This window comes from Herbaspirillum sp. 1173, from assembly GCF_031455335.1.
Classification (GTDB): Bacteria; Pseudomonadota; Gammaproteobacteria; order Burkholderiales; family Burkholderiaceae_D; genus Herbaspirillum; species Herbaspirillum huttiense.
Map to the genome: position 1 here is coordinate 50,954 of NZ_JAVDSP010000009.1, position 25,314 is coordinate 76,267.

Sequence of the window (25,314 nt, forward strand, 5' to 3'; positions counted from 1 at the left end):
TTCCCCGCACGCCATGAACGTACATACCCAAAACTTCCAGATCGCCGGTGCCGTCGGCCAGCTCGAATGCGCACTCGACCTGCCGGATCCCGAGCAATTCGCCGCGCCCGTCGGCCTGGCCTTGGTGGCCCATCCGCATCCTCTGTATGGCGGCACGATGGACAACAAGGTTGCACAAACCCTGGCCCGCACCTTCCTGGCGCTGGGCTACGTGGCGGTGCGCATGAATTTCCGCGGCGTGGGCAAGTCCGAAGGGGTGCACGACCACGGTGCCGGCGAGACCGACGACATGGCCCTGCTTCTGCAGCACATGCGCGCGCAATATCCTGACCTGCCGCTGGCACTGGGCGGTTTCTCCTTCGGTACCTTCGTTCAGGCGCAATTGCAGCAGCGCCTGCTGCAACAGGAGGCGGCCAGCGCCGCCGAACGCCTGGTGCTGGTCGGCACCGCCGCCGGCAAGTGGCCCATGCCGCCGGCCCCGGCCAATACCATCCTGATCCACGGCGAGCAGGACGACACCATTCCCCTGTCCGCCGTCCTGGACTGGGCGCGCCCGCAGGAGCTGCCGGTGGTGGTGATTCCGGGCTCGGATCACTTTTTTCACCGCAAGCTGCAACATATCAAGAACGTCGTGGTCGAAAGCTGGCATCGCCGCCCGGCGCAGCTTCCGGCCTGAAGGTTTCCGGCACGTCCGGCGTTCATCCGGAAGCATGGCGGCGCTGTACGAGGCCAGAGCCAGGGTGCATGCCGGTATCGTGAGGGGATTTTCGGGGATGAAGATCCATTCAATTGGGAACGATGCCACATGACGTTTTATAATTCAGTGCGACCAGCCAGACCGGCGCAGCGCGCGCCATTGCGGTTGTTCGCATCGATTGAACCAGACTGATCCGTCCTGCCTCACCCTCTTTTCAAACCAACAGCTACGATGTTCCCCCGTGCTGGCAATTTTTCTTAGGCACCGATGAAAAAGCTTCTCGCGGCATTTGCCGCAACCGTCCTTTCCCTTTCCGCCCTGACCGCCTCCGCCCAAAGCCTGCCGCCGCCGACCGTGGCGGCCAAGAGCTGGCTGCTGCTGGATGCCTCGGCCAACCAGGTGATCGCCTCCAGCGACGCCGACACCCGCGTGGAACCGGCCTCGCTGACCAAGCTGATGACCGCCTACCTGGCCTTCGCCGCCCTGCGTGACAAGCGCCTGAGCCTGGAGCAGGAAGTGAACGTTTCAGTCAACGCCTGGAAGGTCGATCCGAGCAGCTCCAAGATGTTCATCGAGCCCAACAAGCCAGTCTCGATCGACAACCTGCTGTATGGCCTGATCTCGGTCTCCGGCAATGACGCCGCCGTGGCCGTGGCCGAAGCGGTCTCCGGTACGGAAGATGCCTTCGTGCAGCTGATGAACCGTGAAGCGCAGCGCCAGGGCCTGACCAACACCCACTTCAGCAACCCGCACGGCCTGCCCAGCGCCGACACGTACACGACCGCGCGCGACCTGTCCATTCTGTGCCGCAACCTGATCAACGACTTCCCTGACTATTACAAGCGCTATTACTCGGTCAAGAAGTTCACCTACAACAACATCACCCAACCCAACCGCAACCGCCTGCTGTGGCTGGATCCGACGGTCGATGGCATGAAGACCGGCCACACCTCCAGCGCCGGCTATTCGCTGATCACCTCGGCCCATCGCCCGGTGCCCAACGGCGAGCGTCGCCTGATCTCGGTGGTGATCGGTACGGTTTCCGACCAGGTCCGCACCCAGGAAAGCCAGAAGCTGCTGAACTGGGGCTTCCAGAACTTCGACGCCGTGAAGCTGTATGCCAAGGGCCAGGCCGTGGATACGCCTGACGTGTGGAAGGGTTCGCAGAGCAAGATCAAGGTCGGCTTCAAGAACGACGTCTACATCACCATCCCCAAGGGCACGGCTGACAAGGTCAAGACCAAGCTGGAACGCAATGATCCGCTGATCGCCCCGATCTCGGAAAACGCCAAGGTCGGCACCCTGAAGGTAACCATCGATGACAAGACCGTGGCCGAACTGCCGGTGATCGCGCTGGAATCGGTGGGCCCGGCTGGCTTCATCGGCCGCGCCTGGGACTCGCTGCGCCTGATGTTCAAGTAATCCTCAGGCGGTTCTGCCGCCACGGCGGCAGATGAGCAAGATGAGCAAGTCAAGAAAACGCCATCGGTCACCCGATGGCGTTTTTTCATGTGCGCTGCCAAGGCCACGCATTGCATGCCGATACGTATACGCAAACCCTTGGATGCATCGGATCACATACCCCAAGCCAGAAACAAAAACGCCACCGGCGAACCGGTGGCGTTTCTTTTACTGCTTTACTGGCTGGCTGAAATCAAACAGCAATCAGGCCGCGACCGCTTCCTTGGCTACTGCCGGTGCCACATCATCCGCCGACGAACGGATCAGGTGATCGAAGGCCGACAGGCCAGCCGTTGCACCTGCACCCACGGCGATGACGATCTGCTTGTACGGCACCGTGGTGACGTCACCGGCCGCGAAGACGCCCGGAATCGAAGTCTGGCCCTTGGCGTCGATCTCGATCTCGCCGTGCTTGGACAAGGCCAGGGTACCCTTGAGCCATTCGGTGTTGGGCACCAGGCCGATCTGGACGAACACGCCTTCCAGTTCCACGTGCTTGACCTCACCGGTTTCACGTTCCTTGTAGCTGATGCCGTTGACGCGCTGGCCGTCACCGGTGATCTCGGTAGTCTGCGCCGAGGTCACGATGGTCACATTGGGCAGGCTCTTGAGCTTGCGCACCAGCACCGCATCGGCCTTCAGTTCGGCTGCGAACTCGATCAGGGTCACATGGGCGACGATACCGGCCAGGTCGATGGCTGCTTCCACACCGGAGTTGCCGCCACCGATCACCGACACGCGCTTGCCCTTGAACAGCGGACCATCGCAGTGCGGGCAATAGGCCACGCCCTTGTTCTTGTATTCCTGCTCGCCCGGCACGTTGACGTTGCGCCAGCGGGCACCGGTGGACAGGATCACGGTCTTGCCCTTCAGCACGCCGCCATTGGCCAGCTTCACTTCGATCAGCTTGTCGCCCGGCACCAGCGCTTCAGCGCGCTGCACGTTCATGATGTCGACGTCATAGGCCCGCACGTGCTGTTCCAGCGCGGTGGCGAATTGCGGGCCTTCGGTTTCCTGCACCGAGATGAAGTTCTCGATGGCCAGGGTATCGAGCACCTGGCCGCCGAAACGCTCGGCCACCACGCCGGTACGGATACCCTTGCGCGCTGCATAGATCGCAGCCGCTGCACCGGCGGGGCCACCGCCGACGATGAGCACGTCATACGGCTCCTTGGCGCTCAGTTCTTCACCCTTGCGGGCAGCGGCACCGGTGTCGAGCTTGGCGAGGATCTCTTCCACGCCGGTACGGCCCTGACCGAAGACTTCACCGTTCATGTAGACGGTCGGCACGGCCATGATCTGGCGTTGCTCGACTTCACCCTGGAACAGCGCGCCGTCGATGGTCACCGACTGGATGCGCGGATTGATGATGGACATCACGTTCAGCGCCTGCACGACTTCCGGGCAGTTCTGGCAAGTCAGCGAGACATAGGTCTCGAAGCGATAATCGCCGTCCAGGTTCTTGATCTGCTCGATGACCTTGTCGTCGAGCTTGACCGGGTGCCCGCCGACTTGCAGCAGCGCCAGCACCAAGGAGGTAAATTCGTGGCCCATCGGGATCGCGGCGAATTCGACGCTGATATGGGTCCCGGGGCGGTTCAGTCTGAAGGACGGGGTACGTCCCTGGGCATCGGCACCGCGTTGCTCGACCAGCTTGATGCGGTCCGACAGCAGCACGATGTCTTGCAGGAGTTCCTGCATCTCACGGGACTTGGCGCCATCATCGAGCGACGCGACGATCTCGATCGGGTGGCTGACCTTTTCCAGATAGGCCTTCAATTGGGTCTTGAGATTGGCATCAAGCATGATGATTACTTCCTCGTTGAGAGATTCTAGGGTCGCCCTGACCACGGCCTCGCCCTTGTGGGGGTCGGCCGCTTGCCCGGGGGGAGCGGGCCAGGACGGATACTGCAGGGATGTTCAGTGCAGCGCCAGCCGGAGAACAGCGCTTGGCTGGCGCGATACGGCGGGGTGTTGCTTAGATCTTGCCGACCAGGTCCAGCGAAGGCTTCAGGGTGGCAGCGCCTTCTTCCCACTTGGCGGGGCAGACTTCACCCGGGTGCGAGGCCACGTACTGGGCAGCCTTGACCTTGCGCAGCAGTTCCGAAGCGTCACGGCCGATGCCGTTGTCATGCACTTCCATGACCTTGATTTCGCCTTCCGGATTGATCACGAAGGTGCCGCGCAGTGCCAGGCCTTCTTCTTCGATCAGCACTTCGAAGTTGCGTGCCAGGGTTGCAGTCGGGTCGCCCACCAGCGGGTACTGGACCTTCTTGATGGCTTCCGAGGTGTCGTGCCATGCCTTGTGAGCGAAGTGGGTGTCGGTGGACACGCCGTAGATTTCAACGCCCAGCTTCTTGAATTCAGCGTAGTTGTCGGCCAGATCTTCCAGCTCGGTCGGGCACACGAAAGTGAAGTCGGCCGGGTAGAACACGAACACGGACCACTTGCCCTTCAGGGTGGCTTCGGTGATGTCGACGAACTTGCCATCGTGGTAAGCGGTTGCCTTGAACGGCTTGATAGTGGTGTTGATCAGGGACATTGTCGATTTCCTTTTAAAGGGGGGTTGAGTGAAGCGATGGGTTGAATAGTAGAACGCCAAACAAAATAGATCAATTTTATTTAATCAATACTTTTGATTGGATTTAACTATCAGTCTTGAGGATCAGGCTATCGGCAGCGCCGGCGCCCGCAAAACGACGCGGTCACCGGAAACACATGGCATCGGCCTGCGCAGATGCAAGCGCGACACTGGCCAATCTCTGACCGTGATCGCTTAAGATGGAACACTTCCGGCCGCGCCAAGGAGCGGGTGCGAGCGGAAGTGGGAGCAATGTTACTGCAAGCACGCCGTTCTTGTGCAGGTGCACAAGCTGACCAATCCTGACCCTGATGAACCGATGAGCGAGCACCGTCCCCAACCCGGCCGCCGCGCCGATTTCCTGCACTTCCACGCGATTGCGACACGCTGGATGGACAACGATGTCTATGGCCACGTCAACAATGTCGTCTACTACAGCTGGTTCGATACCGCCGTGAACCACTACCTGGTGCAGCGGGGCGTGCTGGATATCGAACGGGGGGATGTGATCGGGCTGGTCATCGAAACGCAGTGCAACTATTTCGCTTCCGTGGCCTTTCCGGACCTGATTGAAGTGGGCGTGCGCGTGGCGCATCTGGGCCGCAGCAGCGTGCGTTACGAGCTGGGCATCTTCAAGGCGGGGGAAGAGACTGCCGCTGCGCAAGGCCACTTCGTGCATGTGTACGTGGATCGCGCCAGCCGCAGACCGGTGGCGTTGCCGGAGGCATTGCGGTCGGCGCTCATGCCGCTGACCTTGCTGATGCCGGGCTGAAAAAACGCTTCCGCCAGATCCGCCACCCCAAAAAGAAAACGCCCGCCGCATCGCTGCGGCAGGCGCTTCCTGTCTTCTCCGAACCGGTCAGCTTAGGCTGCCAGCTTCTTCTCCAGCTTGTCCTTCACGCCTTGCAGTTCGGCTGGCAGCTTGTGCTTGAGCTTGTCGAACAGTTCGGCATGCAGCTCCAGTTCCTTGACCCAGGCGGCCTTGTCGATGGAGGTGATGGTGGCGAACTGTTCGGCGCTGAAGTCCAGGCCTTCCCACTGCAGGTCATCGAAGCGCGGGGTCACGCCGAACAGGTGTTCGACGCCGCCGGTCTTGACGCCCTGCGGATCCTCGATGCGGTCCAGCATCCACTTCAGCACGCGCATGTTGTCGCCGAAGCCGGGCCAGACGAACTTGCCGTCGGCATCGGTACGGAACCAGTTCACGCAGTAGATCTTCGGCAGCTCGGCGGGCGAGGCGGCGATCTTCTTGCCGATGTCCAGCCAGTGCTGGAAGTATTCGCTCATGTTGTAGCCGGCAAACGGCAGCATGGCGAACGGATCGCGGCGCACCACGCCCTGCTGGCCGACGGCCGCAGCAGTGGTTTCAGAACCCATGGTGGCGGCCATGTACACGCCTTCCACCCAGTTGCGGGCTTCGGTCACCAGCGGCACGGTGGTGGAACGGCGGCCACCGAAGATGAAGGCCGAGATCGGCACGCCGGCCGGATCATCCCAGGCCGGATCGATCACCGGGTTCTGGGTCGCGGCCACGGTGAAGCGGGCGTTCGGGTGCGCTGCCTTGCGGCCGGTTTCCTTGCCGATTTCCGGGGTCCAGTCCTTGCCCTGCCAGTCGATCAAGTGCGCCGGGGCTTCCTTGGTCATGCCTTCCCACCAGACGTCGCCATCATCGGTCAGCGCCACGTTGGTGAAGATGGTGTTGGCCGACACCGACGCCATGCAGTTGTAGTTGCTCTTTTCGTTGGTGCCCGGGGCCACGCCGAAATAGCCGGCTTCCGGGTTGATGGCATACAGGCGGCCATCGGCACCCGGCTTGATCCAGGCGATGTCGTCACCGATGGTGGTGACCTTCCAGCCGCCGAAGGCCTTGGGCGGGATCAGCATGGCGAAGTTGGTCTTGCCGCAGGCCGAGGGGAAAGCGGCGGCCACGTAGTGCTTCTTGCCTTCCGGGGATTCGACACCCAGGATCAGCATGTGCTCGGCCAGCCAGCCCTGGGCGCGGCCCATGGTGGAGGCGATGCGCAGGGCGAAGCACTTCTTGCCCAGCAGCGCATTGCCGCCGTAGCCCGAACCGTAGGACCAGATCTCGCGGGTTTCCGGATAGTGGACGATGTACTTGGTGGCGTTGCACGGCCAGGCCACATCCTTCTGGCCGGCGGCCAGCGGTGCGCCCACGGTGTGCACGCAGGGCACGAACTCGCCATCGCTGCCCAGGACGTCATACACGGCCTTGCCCATGCGGGTCATGATGCGCATGTTCACGGCCACATAGGGGGAGTCGGACAATTCCACGCCGATGTGGGCGATGGGCGAACCCAGCGGACCCATCGAGAACGGCACCACGTACAAGGTGCGGCCGGCCATGCAGCCGTCGAAGAGGCCGTTCAGGGTCTGGCGCATCTCGGCCGGATCGGTCCAGTTGTTGGTCGGGCCGGCGTCTTCCTTGTTCTGCGAGCAGATGAAGGTGCGGTCTTCCACGCGGGCCACGTCCGACGGATCGGAGCAGGCCAGGTAGCTGTTGGGACGCTTGGCTTCGTTGAGCTTCTTCATGGTGCCGGCGGCGACCATTTCAGCGCACAGACGATCGTATTCTTCCTGCGAACCATCGCACCAGTAAATGCGAGCCGGCTTGGTCAGCGCGGCAATTTCGGCGACCCAGTTGATCAGTTTCTGGTGTTTGACGTAGGCGGGCGCATTGACTGCGGGAATGCCTGCCATGAGGGGTTGGTTCATATGCTACCTCCAATGCCACAAGTTGATGAATTCGGTTGGCACGGCAGGATCGTCGTTGCACGGCCTGGCGGGATACGCACGCCAGTCTGCAATACGGCGGTCTTGTCGATGGGGGCCGTCTCCAGGAGCCCGGCCACCCGGCCCGCCTCCTTGCTGGCGGCGGGTTTTGCTCACTCTTCGACAGTCGAGAGTGCAGGAAAGTGGCAGCGATTGTACCCCGATAAAACGGAATTTACGCAAATTTGTAGCGAAAAATACCCGACTTATGTAGTAGGTAATTACAAATCAAAAAAAATCTGTTAATTCATTACCGTGGGATATAACAGTCATTCCTTGATAAACCGCATGAACACTGGATTTGCGGGGCATTGCGGGCGATATGCCATTCACGCTGTGAATATCTCCTGCAGAAACGCGACGAAAACTTTCACCTTGGCTGTCTCGCGGCGTGTTGGTTGGTAAAGCGCCACGATGTCCGGACCGGCCACCTGCCATTCCGGCAGCACCGGCACCAGGCTACCCTCCTGCATGGCCGGATCGAGGGTCACCGACATCTGCTGGATGATGCCTCCCCCGGCCTGCGCGGCGGCCACCATGGATTCCACATGATCCATGGCCAGCAGGCCCTTGGGAATATGCGAGCTTTCCACGCCGTCACGGCTGAAACGCCAGGGCTTGACCATACGCGTGCGCGGATTCAGGAAACCCAGGCAGGCGAACTGGTCCAGCGCCTCGGGCGTCTGCGGCCAGCCGTGCTGCTGCAGGTAGGACGGCGCCGCGCAGCACAGGTAGCGGGTGCTGGCCAGCTTGCGCGCCACCATGCCGGAGTCGGCCAGGGTACCGATGCGCACCACCACGTCCAACCCTTCTTCGACCATGTCGACCATGCGGTCGCTCACGGTCACGCGCAGCTCCAGCTCGGGATACCGGCGCAGGAAGTCCGGCAGCGCCGGCGCCACGTAACGCCGGCTGATGACGCTGGGCAGGTCAACCCGGAGCAGCCCTGCCGGGCGCGTATCGGAGGCCCGCAAACCCGCCTCCAGCTCGCCCATGTCGGCCAGCAGCCGCAGCGCCTGCTGGTGGCAATGCCGCCCCTCTTCGGTGAGCGACATGCTGCGCGTGGTGCGATTGAGCAGGCGCACCTTGAAGTGCGCCTCCAGTGCGGCCACGTGAGTGGTCACGGAGGAGGTGGACATGGACAGCTTTTCAGCCGCCCGGCTGAATGCGCCCGCCTCGACCACGGCGCAAAAGACCTTGAGCATGTCGAGTCGGTCCATGGTGTTCTCCCTGTGCTGTCGTTGTTGGTGCCCTGATTCTAGGCCATGGTGCGCGGCCGATTATTCGCCGATGCGCAATTCTGACTTTGGCGTTGCCCGCTTTTTCGGCGCAAGGCAAACCGGGAGACTGCGTGCATCGACCAGCCGCCATGCGGTGAGGCGATGCTTCCTTCACCCAGACCACATTCAGGAGTCATCATGTCCAACGCCCCTTCCCTCATGCAAGCCGCCCTGCTGACCCAGTTCGGCACCCCCTTGTCGCTTGCCCCGATCGAAACACCAACGCTGCGCCCCGGCCAGGTGCTGGTGCGCGTCGTCGCCAGCGGCGTCAATCCGCTCGATACCAAGATCCAGGCCGGCAACGCAGCCCACGCCCAGGCTCGCCTGCCGGCCATCCTCGGCATCGACCTGGCCGGCGTGGTCGAGGCAGTCGCGCCTGGCGAAACGCGCTTCGTTGCCGGTGACGAGGTCTATGGCATGACCGGCGGCATCGGCGGCGTGCCGGGTTCGCTGGCCCAGTTCGCCGCCGTGGATGCCGACCTGCTGGCGCACAAGCCGCGTAGCCTGGACATGCGCCAGGCCGCCGCCCTGCCCCTGATCTTCATCACCGCGTGGGAAGGCCTGGTCGAGCGCGCCCGCGTACAGCCCGGCCAGAAAGTGCTGGTGCACGGCGGCGCAGGCGGGGTCGGCCACATCGCCGTGCAGATCGCCCGTGCGCTCGGTGCCGAGGTCTATGCCACCGGCAGCGCCGACCAGCAGGGCCTCATCGAAAGCCTGGGCGCCACCGCCATCGACTACCGCAGCCAGCAGGTGGAGGACTACGTCCAGCAACACACCGCCGGCAAAGGCTTCGACGTCATCTACGACACCGTCGGCGGCGCTACGCTGGACGCCTCCTTCGCCGCGGCGCGCCGCTATGTAGGACATGTCGTCAGCTGCCTCGGCTGGGGCGCGCACAAGCTGGCGCCGCTGTCCTTCCGGGGCGCGACCTATTCGGGCGTCTTCACCCTGCTGCCGCTGCTGACCGGCGAAGACCGCGCGCGCCATGGCCAGATCATGCGCCAAGCCGCAGGCCTGGCCGATGCCGGGAAATTGCGGATCCTGATGGACGAACGCCGCTTCACCCTGGAGCAGGTCAACCAGGCCCACGCCCTGGTGGCCGAGGGCCAGGCGCGCGGCAAGCTGGTCATCGACATCGGCATTTGAGTGGCGGGGAAGCGGCCAAGGCAGCACCGCCCGTGCCGAATCCCGGCAATCGCTTTATGATGGACGCCCACGCCGGCCACGCAGGTGGCCGGTCACAGCCCCTCAAGAGTGCCAGGAGACTTCCCATGAAAATCGCCATCCTCGACGACTACCAGGATGCCGTGCGCCACCTAGATTGCTTCCGTCTGCTCGACGGCCACGACGTCAAGGTCTTCACCAACACCGTGCGCGGCACCGGCCAGCTGGCCGCGCGGCTGGCGCCCTTCGACGCCGTGGTGCTGATCCGCGAACGCACCGCCCTCACCCAGCCCCTGCTGGAAAAACTCCCCCTGCTGAAACTGATTTCCCAGACCGGCAAGGTCAGCGGGCATGTCGACGTGGCCGCCGCCACCGCGCGCGGCATTGCCATCGTCGAAGGCGTGGGCGACCCGACCGCACCGGCCGAGCTGACCTGGGCCCTCATCATGGCTGCCATGCGCCGCGTGCCGCAATACTGCAGCGCCCTGCGCGCGGGGGCCTGGCAGCAGGTCTCGCCCACGCCGCATCACAACCTGATCGGCACCGCCCTGAAGGGGCGCACCCTGGGCATCTGGGGCTACGGCAAGATCGGCAAGCTGGTAGCCGGTTATGGCCGCGCCTTCGGCATGCAGGTGGTGGTGTGGGGACGCGAGGCCAGCCGCGAGCAAGCCGTCAAGGATGGTCTGCAAGCTGCCGCCAGCAAGGAAGATTTCTTCACCCAGGCCGACGTACTGACCCTGCACCTGCGCTTGAACGACGCCACGCGCGGCATCGTCAAGGCCAGCGACCTGGCCCGCATGAAGCCGACTGCCTGCTTCGTCAACACCAGCCGCGCCGAACTGGTCGAGGCCGATGCGCTGGAAGCGGCCCTGCACGCCGGCCGTCCCGGACTGGCTGCGCTGGACGTCTACGAGCGCGAGCCGCTGCCGGTGGATTCACCGCTGCTGAAGATGGATAACGTGGTGGCCGCCCCGCACCTGGGTTACGTGGAAAAAGACGGATATGAACTTTACTTCCGCGCGGCCTTCCAGAACATCGTCGACTACGCCGCCGGATCGCCCAAGAACGTGCTCAATCCTGAGGCTCTGGGGTGATGCGGTGAATGGTTCTGACCGGCGGGTCATAGGTGAGCTGGGGCACGGCCCCGGCGCGCTTCCACAGGTGCCGCCAACCCGGCGGCCAAGGTAGCGGCGGGCCGGCGTATTCGGGGACGTTGCGCCGGATCGGGATCACCGGCAGGTGTTCCGGGATGCTGCCGTTGCTGTGCCAGCCGAGGCTGAAGGCGTAATCCGGCAACAGCGTGGCGCAGACCAGCTCGAACCAGCTGGCGTGGGCTTCGTCTTCGCCCAGCGCCTGGGCCAGTCCCTGCGGGTCGAACTGGGCCAGCAGGCGCGCCAGTTCCTCGGGAGACGAAGAAGGTCCGTCGCCCCAGCCCATCACCGGATTGAAGTTGTAATCGGCGCCCGAGCCATACCAGCCCTCGCGCCAGGGCCGCTCGATCCAGTTGCGCGGGCCGCTGAAGAGATGCCAGCGCCAGTGCAGCCCGGACGGCTTGGGCCAGCTGTAGAGGTAGAGCCGCTGGTAGCCGGCACGATGCAGCTCGCGCACCATGGCCATCAGGCGCGCATGCGGCATGCGGTCCGGCGGAGCGCGGCGAAACAAAATGGGCGTGCCATCGGCGTGCTGCACTTCGTCCGACGACAGGTTCAGGTCCAGGGTGCGCACCTCGCTGCCGAAGCGCGCAGAAATCCAGCCCGTCATCAGGTTGACGAGCACGATCACGCCATAGCCGCGATGGCGGTGGAAGATGACGGTGCCGGGTGCCAGAGGTTTCATATGCGGTCCATTATAAATGTCCTTGGAAAATCGCTCCGGCCCCGCCCGTCTCGACACGAAAATGAAGCTTCCTGCGTGTAAGATAGCGCCTGCCAGCAGCCATAGCGCGGCTATCCGGGGGGAAGCGGCTGGCACGCGGCGTCCGGGACCGCATCTTGCTTATCCCGCGATGTGAACATTTTGACCAGTTGGAAGATAGGAAACCCATGAGCCTGCGCATCATCGCCACCGGTGGCACCTTCGACAAGCATTACGACGAAATCGCGGGCCAGCTTGGCTTTGGCGAGAGCCACCTGCCGGACGTCATCGCCCGCGCCCGCATCACCACCGAAGTCTCCCTGGAAACCCTGCGCCTGCTCGATTCGCTGGAGATGCAGGACGGCGACCGCCAGCGCGTGCTGGAAGCCTGCCAGGCCTCGGCGCAGCAGGCCATCGTCATCATCCACGGCACCGACACCATGCAGCAGACCGCCCAGGTGCTCGGCCAGGCGCTCACCGACAAGACCGTGGTGCTGACCGGCGCCATGATCCCCTACGAGATCGCCAATTCCGACGCCTTCTTCAACTTCGGCTTTGCCTGCGGCGTAGCCCAGGTCCTGCCGCCGGGGGTGTATGTGGCCATGAACGGCCGCATCTTCGCTTGGAACAAGGTGGCCAAGAACCGCAGCGCGGGCGTTTTCGAGCCGATCTGATTCCGGCCTTTGGCAGGCCCCGTCTTCAGTGCGGTGCCTGCCGCTGCGCCCAGTCGCGGCAGAACGACAGCAGCGCCGCGAGGCTGGGCGAAGGCGCGCGGTGGCGGCTGACCACCATGTAGAAATGCCGGCGCAAGGTCGGCAGGGGCGTGTCCAGTTCGACCAGCTTCCTCGATTCGATCAAATCTTCCACCACCGAACGTGACAGGCAGCTGATGCCCAGGCCTTCGGCGGTGGCGCGCTTGATGGCTTCCGAATTGCCGAACTCGAAGGACGACGGCAAATAGTGCAGGTAGGGAATGAGCGCATGCTCGACCGCCTCGCGCGTGCCGGACCCGGCCTCGCGCAGCAGCCAGTCGGCTTCGCGCAGCATCTTCAGGGTGATCTTGCGGCGCGCGCGGACGATGGGGTGTTTGGGCGCGGCCACCACGATCAGTTCATCGGTCATCCACGGCTCCACCTGCACATCATCGGCATGGCAGGGCCCTTCGATGAGCCCCGCATCCACTTCGAAGTTGACTACTGCCTCCACGATATCGGCGGTATTGGCCACCAGCGCGCGCACTCGCGCTCCTGCATGACTGCGCCGATAAGCGGCGATCATGGCCGGCAACAGATAGCTGCCGATGGTGGTGGAAGCCCCCAGGTGCAGGTCGCTGCCGGCGGCCGGATCGCTGAACTGGCGCTCGATGGTCTGGGCCGCATCGAGCATGTGGCGCGCCTGCGGCAGCAGCTGTCGGCCGCTGTCATTCAGCACCAGCCGCTTGCCGACACGGTCGAACAACTGCACGCCCAGCAGGCTCTCCAGTTCGTTCAATGCAGCGCTGGCCGCCGACTGCGACAGCGACACCAGCCCGGCCGCCGCCGTGGTCGAACCCGACTGGGCCACGGCCAGAAAAATCTGCAATTGCCGCAGCGTGATCCTCATCGATCCTCCTTTATGCATTTCCGACATGGGGGTGCGCAGAAAACGTCACCGTCCATCTACCTGTTAAACAGGTAGATATTAGCAAAATAACGCGTTTTTCTTTTATAAGCCCGGCGCGTAAAGTGCACTCCATCGACAGCACACCCTTCGTGGAGAGCCCCATGCGTACCGCCATCCAGACCTCCTCCCTGCCGCCGGCCGCCGCCGGACTGGCGCTTTCAGGCGCCGTCGCCTGGGCAGCCATGAGCCTGGGCAATATCGGCTGGCTGCAGAATCACGGCTTCTCGGCCCTGACCGTGGCCATCGTGCTGGGCATCCTGATCGGCAACACCGTCTATCCGCGTCTCGGTGCGTACTGCGGCGAGGGCGTGCGCTTCTCCAAGCAGACGCTGCTGCGTGCGGGCATCATTCTCTACGGATTCCGCCTGACCTTCCAGGACATCGCCCACGTCGGCGTGGCCGGTGTGGTGATCGATGCGGCGATGCTGCTCTCCACCTTCGGCCTGGCCTGGCTGGTCGGTACCAAGTTGCTGAAGCTGGATCGCGATGCCGCGCTGCTGATCGGTGCCGGCAGCTCGATCTGCGGTGCGGCTGCCGTGATGGCCACCGAGCCGGTGCTGCGCGCCCGCAGCGAGCAGGTCACCGTGGCGGTCTCGACCGTGGTCATCTTCGGGTCGCTGGCGATCTTCCTCTATCCGCTGCTCTATACGCTGCAGGCCGAACCCGTGTGGGGCCTGCGCCTGCCGGACTTCGGCGTCTACATCGGTTCCACCGTCCATGAAGTGGCGCAGGTGCTGGCCGCTGCACGCTCCATCGATCAGCACACGGCCGACGTCGCGGTGATCACCAAGATGGTCCGCGTGATGATGCTGGCGCCCTTCCTGCTGATGCTGTCGATGAAGGCGGCGCCGTCCGTCACCGGACACCAGCACCAGCAACGCAAGCTGTCGATTCCCTGGTTCGCCTTTGCCTTCATCGGTGTGGTGGTGTTCAACTCCTTCTTCCCGCTGCCGGCCGCGGTCAACCAGCTGGTGCTGCAAGCCGATACGCTGATGCTGGCCATGGCCATGGCGGCCCTGGGCTTGTCCACCCATCTCTCGGCGCTGCGTAGTGCAGGCATCAAGCCCATGATCCTCGGTGCGGTGCTGTTTGCCTGGCTGGTGATTGGCGGTGCCCTGGTCAATGGCGCATTGGGACGCTTGCTGGCCTGAGGCCCACTCCACCTCATCAAGCAAAAAGGCGCGCTCCGCAGGGAGCGCGCCTTCTTGTTTTGTTGCATCAGGAAAACTGACTCAACGGGAAACTTGATTCAGTTTCTTCAATGCAGCTCACCACGCTGGGTCAGTTCGCGGATGATGCGCACCGTATCGATATCGGCTTCCTGATAAGCCGAGCGGCGGAAGTTGTCATAGAAAGCTTCTTCGCCGGTGACATCCTCGGGCTTGCCGTCGTCATACTCGAAGCGCACGAAGAGCACATCGGCCTGAGGCTCCTCGATGGTCATGCTCATGCGCGAGGCCGGGATCTCGCCCTGCGAGGGCACTTCATAGAGCACCTGGATCTGCGGCAGGTAAGTGACCTTGTCGATGATGACCAGCTCGCCATAGCGCAACTCACGGCGCACGCTGTCGAGGCTTTTTTCGGAGAGGCGGCAGTCGTCCAGATGCGGCATGAACAGGCGCGGCGACTCCGCACGCAGGACCAGGCCGCGCCAGAGTTGCTCGCGGGTCAGGGAATCGATCAGCGGATTGAGCGGATCGTTGATCTGGATGAGATGGTTGAATTTCATGGTTGCTCTCGTGTTGTTGTTGCCGCCGGCAATGCGGGCATTGTCCCACAGGCGCAGCCGGGCCGGTCGGGCGGGCTGCTACAATGGCGCCTCGTTTCTTCTCCTGCCCACGCCGATCGCCTCCGTATGTCCGCACCCTCCTTCGGCCTGAACAAGCCGCAAAGCGAAGCCGTCCACTACATGGCCGGGCCCTGCCTGGTGCTGGCCGGTGCCGGTTCGGGCAAGACCCGCGTGATCACGCAGAAGATCGCGCACCTGATCGAGAACTGCGGTTACGAATCGCGCAACATCGCCGCGCTCACCTTCACCAACAAGGCCGCGCTGGAAATGCAGGAGCGCATCGCCAAGCTGCTCAAGGATCCCAAGCAGGCCAAGCACCTCACGGTCTCGACCTTCCATTCGCTGGGCGTGAAGATCCTGCGGCAGGAGTCCAAGCATCTGGGGCTGAAGGACCGCTTTTCAATCATGGACAGCGACGATTGTTTTTCCCTCGTGCAAGAACTGGCGGTCACTACCGACAAGGCCATCATCCGCGGCATCCAGAATTCCATTTCCTTGTGGAAGAACGGCCTGGTCGATCCCGAGCTGGCCGAAAAGAATGCCCGCACCGAAGACGAAGCCCAGGCCGCGCGCATCTACCGCAGCTATGTGGCTACGCTGAAGGCGTACCAGGCGGTCGATTTCGATGACCTGATCCGCCTGCCGGTGGAACTGTTCCGCAGCAACGAGGAAGTGCGCGACCGCTGGCAGCGCAAGCTGCGCTACCTGTTGATCGACGAATACCAGGACACCAACACCTGCCAGTACGAACTGGTCAAGCTGCTGGTGACCGGCGTGGGCAAGAAGCCGATGTTTACCGCCGTGGGCGACGACGACCAGGCCATCTATGCCTGGCGCGGCGCGACCATCGAGAACCTGAAACTGCTGGGCGTGGATTTTCCCAACCTGCACCTCATCAAGCTGGAGCAGAACTATCGTTCCAGCACGCGCATCCTGCAGGCGGCCAATGCGGTCATTTCCAACAATCCCAAGCTGTTCGACAAGACCTTGTGGTCCGAGCACGGGCTGGGCGATCCGATCACGGTCATGGCGATGGATGATGAAGAAGCCGAAGCCGACCAGATCGCCATCACGCTCTCGGCGCACCGCTTCGAGCGGCGCGCCAAGTTTGCCGATTACGCCATCCTGTATCGCGGCAACCACCAGGCGCGCATCCTGGAAAAATCCTTGCGGCGCGAACGCATCCCCTACGTGATGTCGGGCGGACAGAGTTACTTCGACCGTGCCGAGATCAAGGACATCATTGCCTACCTGCGCCTGATCGCCAACCAGGACGATGACCCGGCCTTCATCCGCGCGGTCACCACGCCGCGTCGTGGCGTGGGCCAGGCGACATTGGAGGTGCTGGGCACGCTGGCCGGGCAGTGGCAGTGTTCGCTGTTCGAGGCGGTCTACAAGGGCGGCCTGGAAGACAAGCTGACCGACCGCCAGCTGCTGCCGCTGCGCAAGTTCTGCGACTTCATCAATGCGCTGGAATCGCGCGCCACGCGGCCGGGTCCGTCCGGCAGCGGCGAAGAGGCGGGCAAGGTGCTGGACGACATGATGGAGGCGATCAACTACGAGTTCTACCTCTACGACAGCTTCGAGGAGCGCGCGGCGCTGGCACGCTGGCAGAACGTGGTGGACTTCATCAACTGGTTGAAGGAACGCGCCTGTGGCGGCCGCGATGGCGAGGGTGAAGAGAAGAACCTGCTGGAGATCACGCAGATGGTGGCGCTCATGAGCATGCTCGAAGGGCGCGACGAAGAGCAGGATGCGGTGCGCATGTCGACCTTGCATGCGTCCAAGGGACTGGAGTTTCCGCACGTGTTCCTGGTGGGGGTGGAGGAAGGCATCCTGCCGCACAAGGGCGACCCCGACACCCCGCCCGAGGCTGCTGCTGCGCGCGTGGAAGAGGAGCGCCGCCTGATGTACGTGGGCATCACGCGCGCGCAACGTTCCCTGCACCTGTCCTGGTGCAAGCGCCGCAAGCGCGCCAAGGAAGTGATCGAATGCCAGATCTCGCGCTTCGTCAAGGAGATGCGCCTGGATGAAGGCGAGGCGGTGCCGCAGGAGAGCGAGAAGATCACGCCGCAGGCGCGGCTGGCCAATTTGAAGGCGCTGTTGCAGAAGCCGCGCAATACGCCGGAACAAAGTTAGCACCTGCCTTTTCAGGGACTGGCAAGGCAGGTTTCCTCAACCCGCTGCATCCATCCGTTTGACCGTCATCGCTTCACAACGAGTGGACTGCCGATCAAAATTGCCAAAATAATTTGGCGGAAAAATAGAATTTCTTCCATTGAGAAAGTGCCTCGCGCAACGGAGACTGTCGCCTTCGTCGCCCGAGGCCCCGGCTGTACCGAGGAGTCCATGGGCATTGGCCGCATCCGGGACATCCTCCTTCAAACCGGGCAGGCGCGCTTCGCAAGAAGTCCTGCGTTTTTTCCTGTTTGTTCACTGGCATGGTCCCGGCTGCGCGAATTCTCTCCGGAAGCCGCATCGCATGCCCTCACCCTCGCCGAATGATTCACCACGCTCCCAAGCGCGCATCACGCAGCATCGCCGGCTGCTCCAGCTGGACTCGACACTCGGGCCGGACGTCCTCTGCCACAACGGCTCATCGCCACCGAGCGACTCAATGACGGCTACGAAGTCACCCTCGATCTGCTGAGCACGCACACCGGCATCGCGCTGGAGCAGTTGATTGCTCAGCCAGTCACGCTGTGGATCCGGCAGCATGACGGCGATACCCTGCCCTGGCATGGCTACGTGCATACCGCAAAACGCCTGGGCAGTGACGGCGAGATCGATTTCTGCCAGCTCACGTTTTCTCCCTGGCTGCATTTCCTGCGCTTTCGCAAGGACGCCCGTATCTGGCAGGACAAGCGGACCGAGGACATCCTCGCTGACGTCTTCAACAACCATCCGCAAGCACGCGGCCATTACCGTTTTGTCCTTGAACGAACTTACGTCCCGCGATCCTATTGCACGCAGTACGAAACCGACTGGCATTTCGTCCAGCGCCTGATGGAAGAGGAAGGCTGGTTCGCCCATCACGAGCAGCGGGAAGATGGCAGCGGTCACGTTCTGGTCATCACCGACAACACCTGGAACCTGCCCGGCCCGCCCCAGCAAGGCATCGCCTTCCACGGTGCTGGCCCCCGCGACGAGCTCGACAAGATCCTGCATTGGAGCGCCAGCCGCACGCTTTCCTCCAAGACATGGCGGGGCCGCACCGACGACTACAAATCGCCTCGCATGCAAAAGGAGGCCGAAGAACAGGTGATGCCCGAATACGGCCACCTGCCCGCGCAGCTGGAGATGTATGAGTACACCGGCGCGTACAGTTTCAGGCTGCAGGAACAGGGCAATCGCCAGGCCGACCTGCAGGTGGAACAGTGGGAGTCTTCCATGCAGCGCTACGCTGCCGTCTCGGGCGTGCGCAATCTGGCTTGCGGGCGCTGGTTCAGGCTGGAAGACCATCCCCGGCATCGGACAGAGCCGGACGGGGAACGCCAGTTCGTCATCCTGGCCATCGACTGGTTCATCGAGAACAATCTTCCCCTGTCGCATCAGGCGCTGGATTTTCCGGGCAGCCTGAGCACTGCGCTGGCGGCCTTCAAGGAGTATATCCGGCGCGAGCGGCAAGTTGACGAAACGGACAACGAACACACCGGCCATTGCTTCAACCGCTTTGAGGTACAGCGCCGCAAGCTGCCGTTTCGTGCTGCGCGTACTCATGCCAGGCCGGTCATGCTGCCGCAGACGGCCATCGTCGTGGGGCCGGCCAGCGAAGAGGTCTATACCGATCATCTCGATCGCATCAAGGTCCAGTTCCGCTGGGACCGGATCAATCCCGGCAGCGAGGCGGCGTCATGCTGGGTGCGGGTGAGCTATCCCAATGCCGGCCAGTCCTGGGGTGCCATCCAGGTGCCGCGCATCGGACAGGAAGTCATTGTTTCCTTCCTCAACGGCGACCCGGACCGGCCGGTCGTGACCGGGCGCTTGTTCAATGGGGAGCAACGCCCGCAGTGGCATACCAACGGTAGGCTCTCGGGCATGAAGTCCAAGGAATTCGGCGGCACCGGCTTCAACCAGATGGTGATGGACGACACCCCTGAGCAGAACCGGATTCATCTCTACAGCACCCATACCCATGCGCAATTGAATCTCGGCTACATGGTCAGCCAGACGGGCAACGAACGTGGCGGCTTCTTCGGCAGCGGCTTCGCCCTCAGCACCGATGCCTACGGTGCCATCGTCACGCACAAGGGCTTGTACATCAGCACCTATGGACGGCCAGGCGCACAGGGAACACAACTCGATGCCAGCGAGGCTAGCGGCCAGCTGAAGGCCGGTGCATCCCTCAGCCGGACCCTGTCGGAGACGGCAGCGAAAGCTGGTGCGGAACCTTTGGCGGGACATGAGTCATTGCGCGACTTCGCCGATGCCACGCAGGCGGATTACGAGGATCCGTCGCAAGCGCAGGCCAATCGCTTCAAGCAAGCCATTCTGCTGGCGGCCTCCCCGGATGGCATTGGCCTGACCACGCCCAAAGGCGTGCACACGCATGCTGGTGCCGAAATCACGCTCTCATCAGGAACGGATACCAGCATCGCCGCCGGAAAGAGCCTGCTGGCCACCGTGGCCGAGAAGATCAGCCTGTTCGCCTTCAAGGCCGGGATCAAGCTGTTCTCCGCCAAGGGCAAGGTGGAGGTGCAGGCGCAGAGCGATGATTTGGACCTGATTGCAGAGAAGGTGGCGCGGTTGCTGTCCGCAAGCGGACGGGTGGAGATTCGTGCCAAAGAGGAAGTGCTCATTACGGCAGGGGGTTCCTTCATCCGGCTCAACGCATCGGGAATCACGCAAGGGACGTCAGGAGCCTGGGAAGCCAAGGCGGGCACCCATGCCATGCAGGGGCCTTCCACCTTGGCCTACGAGATGAACAAGTCGTCGGCAGCACTGCCATTCGACGAAGAGTTCGTCCTGAGGTGGCCGTATGACCAATCACCTGTCAAGAACCGGCGCTTTGAAATCGTCCGGGGCGACGGCACCAAAGTCCGCGGCACGACCGACGCGCAAGGCAAGACCGGCCTGCAGAAGAGTCTGTTCGTCGAGAACACCTCCCTGCGCATCCTTCCAGAATAACGCCCCCCATCATGAGCAAAAACAATAGCGAACGGGTACTGACGCCCACTCTTGAGCTCATGGATTGGCGTGATGGCTATCAAATCAAGATGGAAATTGATGCGAGAGACAGACGCTACTCGGAGGAGAAATATCCCGAAGGAACAGTATTAAACACCACCCCCGAAAAACTGGCCGCCCTGCTCAAGGTCTACCATCGCACCCGCCCCCGTGGCGACGAAATCCCCTCGGGCCAGGGCACCTGCATCCTCAACGGCTTTGTCACGGGCCCCGCTTCAAGCAATGAAAGTCTGCGCTTCTTCTATCATCTGAAGGACGTCGACGATGTGTATTTCACGTTAGCGACCTTATCCGGTCTGCGCGACACCGACACTCTGCTGGACCGGATGAAATTTCTTGCACCCATCTGGAAGACGGACGGCGGCCGCCTCATCAGGAGCAGCAGGCTTTATCACCACCTGCCCGGACAGGAGGTGCTGTATATGGCCCCGGATGAACACACCAAGATTCCGACCCTCCAGTTCCTCTACGAGGACACGCGGCGAGAAGAAGGGGTGAGCAATCCGATGATCGAGGTGGAAATGGCCGTAGGCAAACGCAAACCCGAACCTGAGCCCGAGGACCCCGATGAGGCCCCCTATCCGCCACCCATTCTCGCCCCCAGCCTGAGCGACGCCGAAGCTGTCTACCTCTGGGACAAGGTCATCGCGACGTTGCGTACCCGGCCTGGTGCATTCTGATCCTGCAGTCCGTGTCGGAGGTCTTGAACATGAACCACATCGCACTTGCCCAGTTTGATTCGTCAGCGCGATTGTTGCTGATTGATCTGGTAGCGTTGGAAAGACGGCTTGTTAGCGAAGCATCGGTCAACCCCCGACGGATCTGCTTCGGCTTCTTCGAGGTAGAAAGCGAGGCCCCCGCACTCACTACCGTAGCCCTGTTCGCCACCCCTAAAGGCCCGGTATTGCTACTGAATGATCTGCTGTATCCAATGTCTCTCGGCAAAACAAAAATCAGATTGAGCGATATTGAAAAGAAAACGCTCTTTCGTCTGCTGCACGAAGACCAGCATGTCTTCGAGATGTGGATAGAGCCCAAGTTCGGTATCGGGCTACACCCGTACAACAATGAGCGTGAAGACATCGACTTTTATTTTTGGCTAAGCAAGCAGGTGGATAACCCGGCTTTCTATTCCACCTATACAAAAGAGATGGTTTACGCCGATCCCGAGGCCCCCTGAAGTCGCAATGAAAGACGGCATATCCGATTTGAACCTCGTGCCTCTCCACGGCAACCTGACGAGTTGCCGGCGGTCTCATGTAGTTCACCGACAGGGGCGAAATTTCCACCCGCCCGCCCTGAAAATTGCACTCACGCCACGCTTCCCACCTTTTCCTGCCCCTTTTTGACGCACCATTGCCCGCCACCACCCCCGGGCGGTTTACAATGCCGCCTGCAAAAAAATCCCCGAGTTTCACCCAAGCAACACCGCCCGCCGCGCTACCCGCTCGTCTGCCCCTGTTGCCCCAAACCATTCCAGACAAGGAAATCAAGCAATGATCAAGATGTTCTCCCGCCACGCCCGTACGCTGGCGCTGACCGCCGGCTTCGTCGGCATGCTGGGCCTGGCCGCCTGCGGCAAGCAGGAAGACAAGAGCGCCGCCACCCCGGCACCGCAAGCCGCAGCCGCCCGCGTCTACGTGGTCGGCGTGGAATCGGCCTATGCGCCCTTCTCCTCGGAAAACGAACAGAAGGATGTGGTCGGTTTCGACATCGACGTCATGAAGGCCCTGGCCAAGAAGATCGGCATCGAAGTCAAGTTCGTACCGACGCCCTTCGAAGGCTTCTTCAACTTCCTGGCGCAAGGTGACCGCGACCTGCTGATCTCGGCCATCACCATCACCGATGAACGCAAGAAGTCGGTGGCCTTCTCCGAGCCCTACTTCGTGGCCACCCAGACCATCGCCCTGCCGGCCGCCGACACCAAGGTCAGCAAGATGGACGACCTGAAGCCCCTGACCGTCGGTACCCAGAGCGCCACCTCCGGCGACGAACTGGTGCAGCAGGTGCTGGGCAAGAACAGCGCCAAGATCAAGCGCTTCGACTCCACCCCGCTGGCCCTGAAGGAACTGGAAAGCGGTGGCGTCGACGCCGTCGTGGCCGATGAACCGGTGGTCAAGAACTACATCGCCAACAACCCCAACAGCAAGCTGCGTACCGTCACCGATCCCAGCTTCCCCAAGGAAGACTACGGCATCGCCGTGCGCAAGGATGATCCGGAACTGCTGGCCAAGATCAACAAGGGCCTGGCCGACATGAAGGCCGATGGCAGCTTCGCCGCCATCAGCGCACAATACTTCGGCAAATAAGGCCGCACGCCGTCCCGCTGCTCCTGCCGACCTCTACAGGAGCAGAGGACTGCATGAGTGCATGAGTGCTTGAGTGCATGACTGCCTGATCCGGCAACAAGACGGCGGCCCCGGCCGCCGTCCCCGTTTTGTTCCTTTCCCGATTTCAACCACCAATCGAGTCCGACATGGATTTCCGCTGGAGCATCATCCAAGGCTACGCGCCACTGTTCGCCAAGGGCGTCCTCATGACCTTGCAGGTGTCGCTGATCAGTATCCTGATCGGCACCGTGATCGGCTTGCTGGTGGGCATGCTGCGCCTGGCCGACCTGCAGCATGGTCCGTGGAAGTGGCCGCTGAAGCTGCTGCGCTGGCTGGCCAGCTTCTACGTCGCCTTCTTCCGTGGCACGCCGCTGTTCGTGCAGATCATGCTGATCCACTTCGCGGTGATGCCGCTGCTGGTGCAACAGGAACACGGCCTGCTCATCACCGGCGAACTGGCGCGCACCATCAAGCAGGACTACGGTGCCTTCCTCTCCGGCACGGTCGCGCTGTCGCTCAATGCAGGGGCCTACATTTCGGAAATCTTCCGCGCCGGCATCCAGTCCATCGAACGCGGCCAGTCCTATGCCGCCGCCAGCCTGGGCATGAACTACGGGCTCACGATGCGTTACGTGGTGCTGCCGCAGGCGTTTCGCCGCATGCTGCCGCCGCTGGGCAACGAAGCCATCACGCTGTTGAAGGATTCCTCGCTGGTCTCGGCCATCGGCCTGGCCGAACTGGCCTATGCCGCGCGTACCGTGGCGGGCACGTATGCCCGCTATTGGGAGCCGTATATCACCATCTCCATCCTGTATTTCTCCATGACCATCTGCCTGGCGCTGGTGGTGGCCCGTCTGGAAAAAAAGTACAGCGCGCCGCATCGCCGCTGACCGTTTTGCCCGCCGATCCGCAGCGATCAGCGGGAAGCGCGTGCGCTGCTCGCAGGCGGGCGGTATCATGCCGCGCATGACATCGATGCACACTCTTCCCCAACTCGCTCCCGGCAGCCGCCGCGTGGCCGTGATCGGCGCCGGTCCGGCCGGCCTGATGACCGCCGAAGTGCTGGCCGCACAAGGCGCCGCCGTGGACGTCTACGACGCCATGCCCTCGGCCGGCCGCAAATTCCTGCTGGCCGGGCGCGGCGGCATGAACATCACGCACTCCGAACCGCAACCCGACTTCCTGCCGCGCTATGGCCATCGCCGCGAACAGGTCGCGCCCTTCGTGCGCCGCTTCGACGCCGACCAATTGCGTGCCTGGATACACGGCCTCGGCATCGAGACCTTCGTGGGCAGCTCCGGCCGCGTCTTCCCGCGCGAGATGAAAGCCGCGCCGCTGCTGCGCGCCTGGCTGCATCGCCTGCGCGAAGCCGGCGTGCGCTTCCACATGCGCCATCGCTGGCTGGGCTGGCAGGAGGACGGCGCGCTGCGCTTTGCCCATCCTGACGGCCACACCGATGTGCAAGCCGATGCCGTGGTGCTGGCACTGGGCGGCGCCAGCTGGCCGCGCCTGGGCTCGGACGGCAGCTGGGTGCCGCTGCTGCAAGACCGCCAGGTCGAGGTCGCACCACTGCTGCCTTCCAACTGTGGCTTCGAGCTGGACTGGAGCGAACATTTCCGCAGCCGCTTCGCGGGGGAACCGGTCAAGCCAGTGGTGGCCAGTACGGCGCTGCCCAGCGGCGGCGTGCAGAATCGCCGCGGCGAATTCATCATCACCGCCGAAGGCATCGAAGGCAGCCTGGTGTATGCCATGTCCTCCGCCTTGCGCGACACGATCGCCGCCGAAGGCGCGGCGCGCCTCTACCTGGACCTGCTGCCCGACTGGCCGCTGGAAAAAGTGGAAGCCGAACTGGCCCATCCGCGTGGTGCGCGTTCGCTCTCCAGCCACCTGCAAAGCCGTCTGCATCTCAAGGGCGTGAAGGCCGGACTGCTGCGCGAGCTGGTCAGCAAGGACGACTTCGCCGACATGGGCAAGCTGGCGCGCGCCATCAAGGCTCTGCCGCTGACCGTGCTGCGCACGCGTCCCATCGCCGAAGCCATCAGCAGCGCCGGTGGCGTGAGCTTCGAGGCGCTCGATGATGCGCTGATGCTGCGTGCCCTGCCCGGCGTGTTCTGCGCCGGCGAGATGCTGGACTGGGAAGCGCCCACCGGTGGCTACCTGCTTACCGCCTGCTTTGCCACCGGCCGCGCCGCTGCTGCCGGTGCCTTGCATTGGCTCATCAGTGATGACCGCGCTGCCAGCCTGAGCAACTCTTCCAAGGAACAACACAAGTGACCCAAGACGACCGCCTCATCGACCTGGAAATGAAACTCGCCCATCAGGAACACCTGCTGGACGAACTGAACCAGACCGTCTATCGCCAGGAAAAGAAGATCGAGGAACTGGACATGCTGCTGCATGCCCTGGCCAAGCGCTTCAAGGAATTGTCCGACACCAGCCAGGACCGCGCCGCCGCCAACGAGAAGCCGCCGCATTACTGATCGCGCCGCTTCCGCTCCCGCTTTTTCTTCGCTGCACGC

22 protein-coding genes are annotated in these 25,314 nt (G+C 62.8%); 15 read left to right on the plus strand and 7 right to left on the minus strand.

Translation table 11 applies throughout. The features are described 5' to 3' along the window. Nucleotides 1-13: 13 nt before the first annotated feature. Together J2X56_RS22455 and J2X56_RS22460 are read left to right on the plus strand one after the other, a co-directional pair. Nucleotides 14-676: an alpha/beta hydrolase gene (locus tag J2X56_RS22455; protein WP_121040655.1), complete on the plus strand. Its 663-nt coding sequence runs from the start codon at nucleotides 14-16 to the stop codon at nucleotides 674-676. A 288-nt stretch (nucleotides 677-964) separates the two neighbouring features. Beyond that, nucleotides 965-2,119, plus strand: a complete 1,155-nt coding sequence (locus J2X56_RS22460; RefSeq protein WP_034331763.1) for a D-alanyl-D-alanine carboxypeptidase family protein — start codon at nucleotides 965-967, stop codon at nucleotides 2,117-2,119. Nucleotides 2,120-2,362: 243 nt separating this feature from the next. On the opposite strand, the gene ahpF is transcribed toward J2X56_RS22460, so the two are convergent. Continuing rightward, a complete protein-coding gene (gene ahpF / locus J2X56_RS22465; RefSeq protein ID WP_121040657.1) occupies nucleotides 2,363-3,964 on the minus strand; it encodes an alkyl hydroperoxide reductase subunit F in 1,602 nt (533 codons plus the stop codon). Between the two features lie 172 nt (nucleotides 3,965-4,136). Continuing rightward, nucleotides 4,137-4,700, minus strand: a complete 564-nt coding sequence (gene ahpC, locus J2X56_RS22470; protein ID WP_008332872.1) for an alkyl hydroperoxide reductase subunit C — start codon at nucleotides 4,698-4,700, stop codon at nucleotides 4,137-4,139. A gap of 358 nt (nucleotides 4,701-5,058) precedes the next feature. Here ahpC and J2X56_RS22475 point away from each other — a divergent pair, with 358 nt between their 5' ends. Beyond that, nucleotides 5,059-5,511 (plus strand): thioesterase family protein, encoded by a 453-nt coding sequence (locus J2X56_RS22475; protein ID WP_121041349.1) that lies wholly within the window; start codon nucleotides 5,059-5,061, stop codon nucleotides 5,509-5,511. A 92-nt stretch (nucleotides 5,512-5,603) separates the two neighbouring features. Here the strand turns inward: J2X56_RS22475 and J2X56_RS22480 are convergent, their stop codons facing one another. Then, nucleotides 5,604-7,472 (minus strand): phosphoenolpyruvate carboxykinase (GTP), encoded by a 1,869-nt coding sequence (locus tag J2X56_RS22480; protein ID WP_121040659.1) that lies wholly within the window; start codon nucleotides 7,470-7,472, stop codon nucleotides 5,604-5,606. A 386-nt stretch (nucleotides 7,473-7,858) separates the two neighbouring features. After that, on the minus strand, nucleotides 7,859-8,749 hold the full coding sequence (locus J2X56_RS22485) for a LysR family transcriptional regulator (protein WP_121040661.1): 891 nt from the start codon (nucleotides 8,747-8,749) through the stop codon (nucleotides 7,859-7,861). A gap of 198 nt (nucleotides 8,750-8,947) precedes the next feature. Between J2X56_RS22485 and J2X56_RS22490 the strand changes: the two genes are divergently transcribed. Continuing rightward, nucleotides 8,948-9,955 (plus strand): zinc-dependent alcohol dehydrogenase family protein, encoded by a 1,008-nt coding sequence (locus tag J2X56_RS22490; protein ID WP_134137014.1) that lies wholly within the window; start codon nucleotides 8,948-8,950, stop codon nucleotides 9,953-9,955. 125 nt (nucleotides 9,956-10,080) lie between these two features. Beyond that, nucleotides 10,081-11,067 (plus strand): D-2-hydroxyacid dehydrogenase family protein, encoded by a 987-nt coding sequence (locus J2X56_RS22495; protein WP_134137016.1) that lies wholly within the window; start codon nucleotides 10,081-10,083, stop codon nucleotides 11,065-11,067. Here J2X56_RS22495 and J2X56_RS22500 read toward each other — a convergent pair. Continuing rightward, on the minus strand, nucleotides 11,045-11,809 hold the full coding sequence (locus J2X56_RS22500; protein WP_134137018.1) for an L-asparaginase: 765 nt from the start codon (nucleotides 11,807-11,809) through the stop codon (nucleotides 11,045-11,047). The two genes, J2X56_RS22495 and J2X56_RS22500, sit on opposite strands and share 23 nt — an antisense overlap. 206 nt (nucleotides 11,810-12,015) lie before the next feature. Here J2X56_RS22500 and J2X56_RS22505 point away from each other — a divergent pair, with 206 nt between their 5' ends. Further along, entirely contained in the window at nucleotides 12,016-12,501 is a 486-nt protein-coding gene (locus J2X56_RS22505; RefSeq protein ID WP_034330389.1) for an asparaginase domain-containing protein, read from the plus strand. Nucleotides 12,502-12,526: 25 nt separating this feature from the next. Here J2X56_RS22505 and J2X56_RS22510 read toward each other — a convergent pair whose 3' ends face one another. Beyond that, a complete protein-coding gene (locus tag J2X56_RS22510) occupies nucleotides 12,527-13,429 on the minus strand; it encodes a LysR family transcriptional regulator (RefSeq protein WP_121040667.1) in 903 nt (300 codons plus the stop codon). A gap of 161 nt (nucleotides 13,430-13,590) precedes the next feature. Between J2X56_RS22510 and J2X56_RS22515 the strand changes: the two genes are divergently transcribed. After that, nucleotides 13,591-14,640 carry a YeiH family protein gene (locus J2X56_RS22515; RefSeq protein WP_121040669.1) on the plus strand — a complete coding sequence of 350 codons (1,050 nt, stop codon included), beginning with the start codon at nucleotides 13,591-13,593 and terminating at the stop codon, nucleotides 14,638-14,640. 107 nt (nucleotides 14,641-14,747) lie between these two features. Here the strand turns inward: J2X56_RS22515 and J2X56_RS22520 are convergent, their stop codons facing one another. Next, nucleotides 14,748-15,218 carry an SRPBCC family protein gene (locus tag J2X56_RS22520; protein ID WP_034330381.1) on the minus strand — a complete coding sequence of 157 codons (471 nt, stop codon included), beginning with the start codon at nucleotides 15,216-15,218 and terminating at the stop codon, nucleotides 14,748-14,750. Nucleotides 15,219-15,344: 126 nt separating this feature from the next. Here J2X56_RS22520 and J2X56_RS22525 point away from each other — a divergent pair, with 126 nt between their 5' ends. The 8 genes from J2X56_RS22525 to J2X56_RS22560 all read left to right on the plus strand — a co-directional run bounded on the left by J2X56_RS22525 (nucleotide 15,345) and on the right by J2X56_RS22560 (nucleotide 25,275). Further along, entirely contained in the window at nucleotides 15,345-17,417 is a 2,073-nt protein-coding gene (locus tag J2X56_RS22525) for a UvrD-helicase domain-containing protein (protein ID WP_121040671.1), read from the plus strand. A 507-nt stretch (nucleotides 17,418-17,924) separates the two neighbouring features. Continuing rightward, on the plus strand, nucleotides 17,925-20,405 hold the full coding sequence (locus J2X56_RS22530; RefSeq protein WP_310163033.1) for a type VI secretion system Vgr family protein: 2,481 nt from the start codon (nucleotides 17,925-17,927) through the stop codon (nucleotides 20,403-20,405). An 11-nt stretch (nucleotides 20,406-20,416) separates the two neighbouring features. Next, the gene (locus J2X56_RS22535; protein ID WP_310162831.1) at nucleotides 20,417-21,145 is read left to right on the plus strand and encodes a T6SS immunity protein Tli4 family protein; all 729 of its coding nucleotides are present in this window, start codon (nucleotides 20,417-20,419) and stop codon (nucleotides 21,143-21,145) included. 29 nt (nucleotides 21,146-21,174) lie between these two features. After that, complete coding sequence (locus J2X56_RS22540) at nucleotides 21,175-21,645, plus strand: hypothetical protein (RefSeq protein WP_121040679.1); 471 nt, start codon at nucleotides 21,175-21,177, stop codon at nucleotides 21,643-21,645. A 316-nt stretch (nucleotides 21,646-21,961) separates the two neighbouring features. Continuing rightward, a complete protein-coding gene (locus J2X56_RS22545; RefSeq protein WP_039783602.1) occupies nucleotides 21,962-22,774 on the plus strand; it encodes a basic amino acid ABC transporter substrate-binding protein in 813 nt (270 codons plus the stop codon). Nucleotides 22,775-22,941: 167 nt separating this feature from the next. Further along, complete coding sequence (locus J2X56_RS22550) at nucleotides 22,942-23,685, plus strand: amino acid ABC transporter permease (RefSeq protein ID WP_209569886.1); 744 nt, start codon at nucleotides 22,942-22,944, stop codon at nucleotides 23,683-23,685. An 85-nt stretch (nucleotides 23,686-23,770) separates the two neighbouring features. Continuing rightward, nucleotides 23,771-25,069, plus strand: a complete 1,299-nt coding sequence (locus J2X56_RS22555; RefSeq protein ID WP_310162837.1) for a TIGR03862 family flavoprotein — start codon at nucleotides 23,771-23,773, stop codon at nucleotides 25,067-25,069. Continuing rightward, a complete protein-coding gene (locus J2X56_RS22560) occupies nucleotides 25,066-25,275 on the plus strand; it encodes a SlyX family protein (RefSeq protein ID WP_083859453.1) in 210 nt (69 codons plus the stop codon). The genes J2X56_RS22555 and J2X56_RS22560 overlap by 4 nt, the downstream gene beginning before the upstream one ends. Nucleotides 25,276-25,314: the final 39 nt, after the last annotated feature.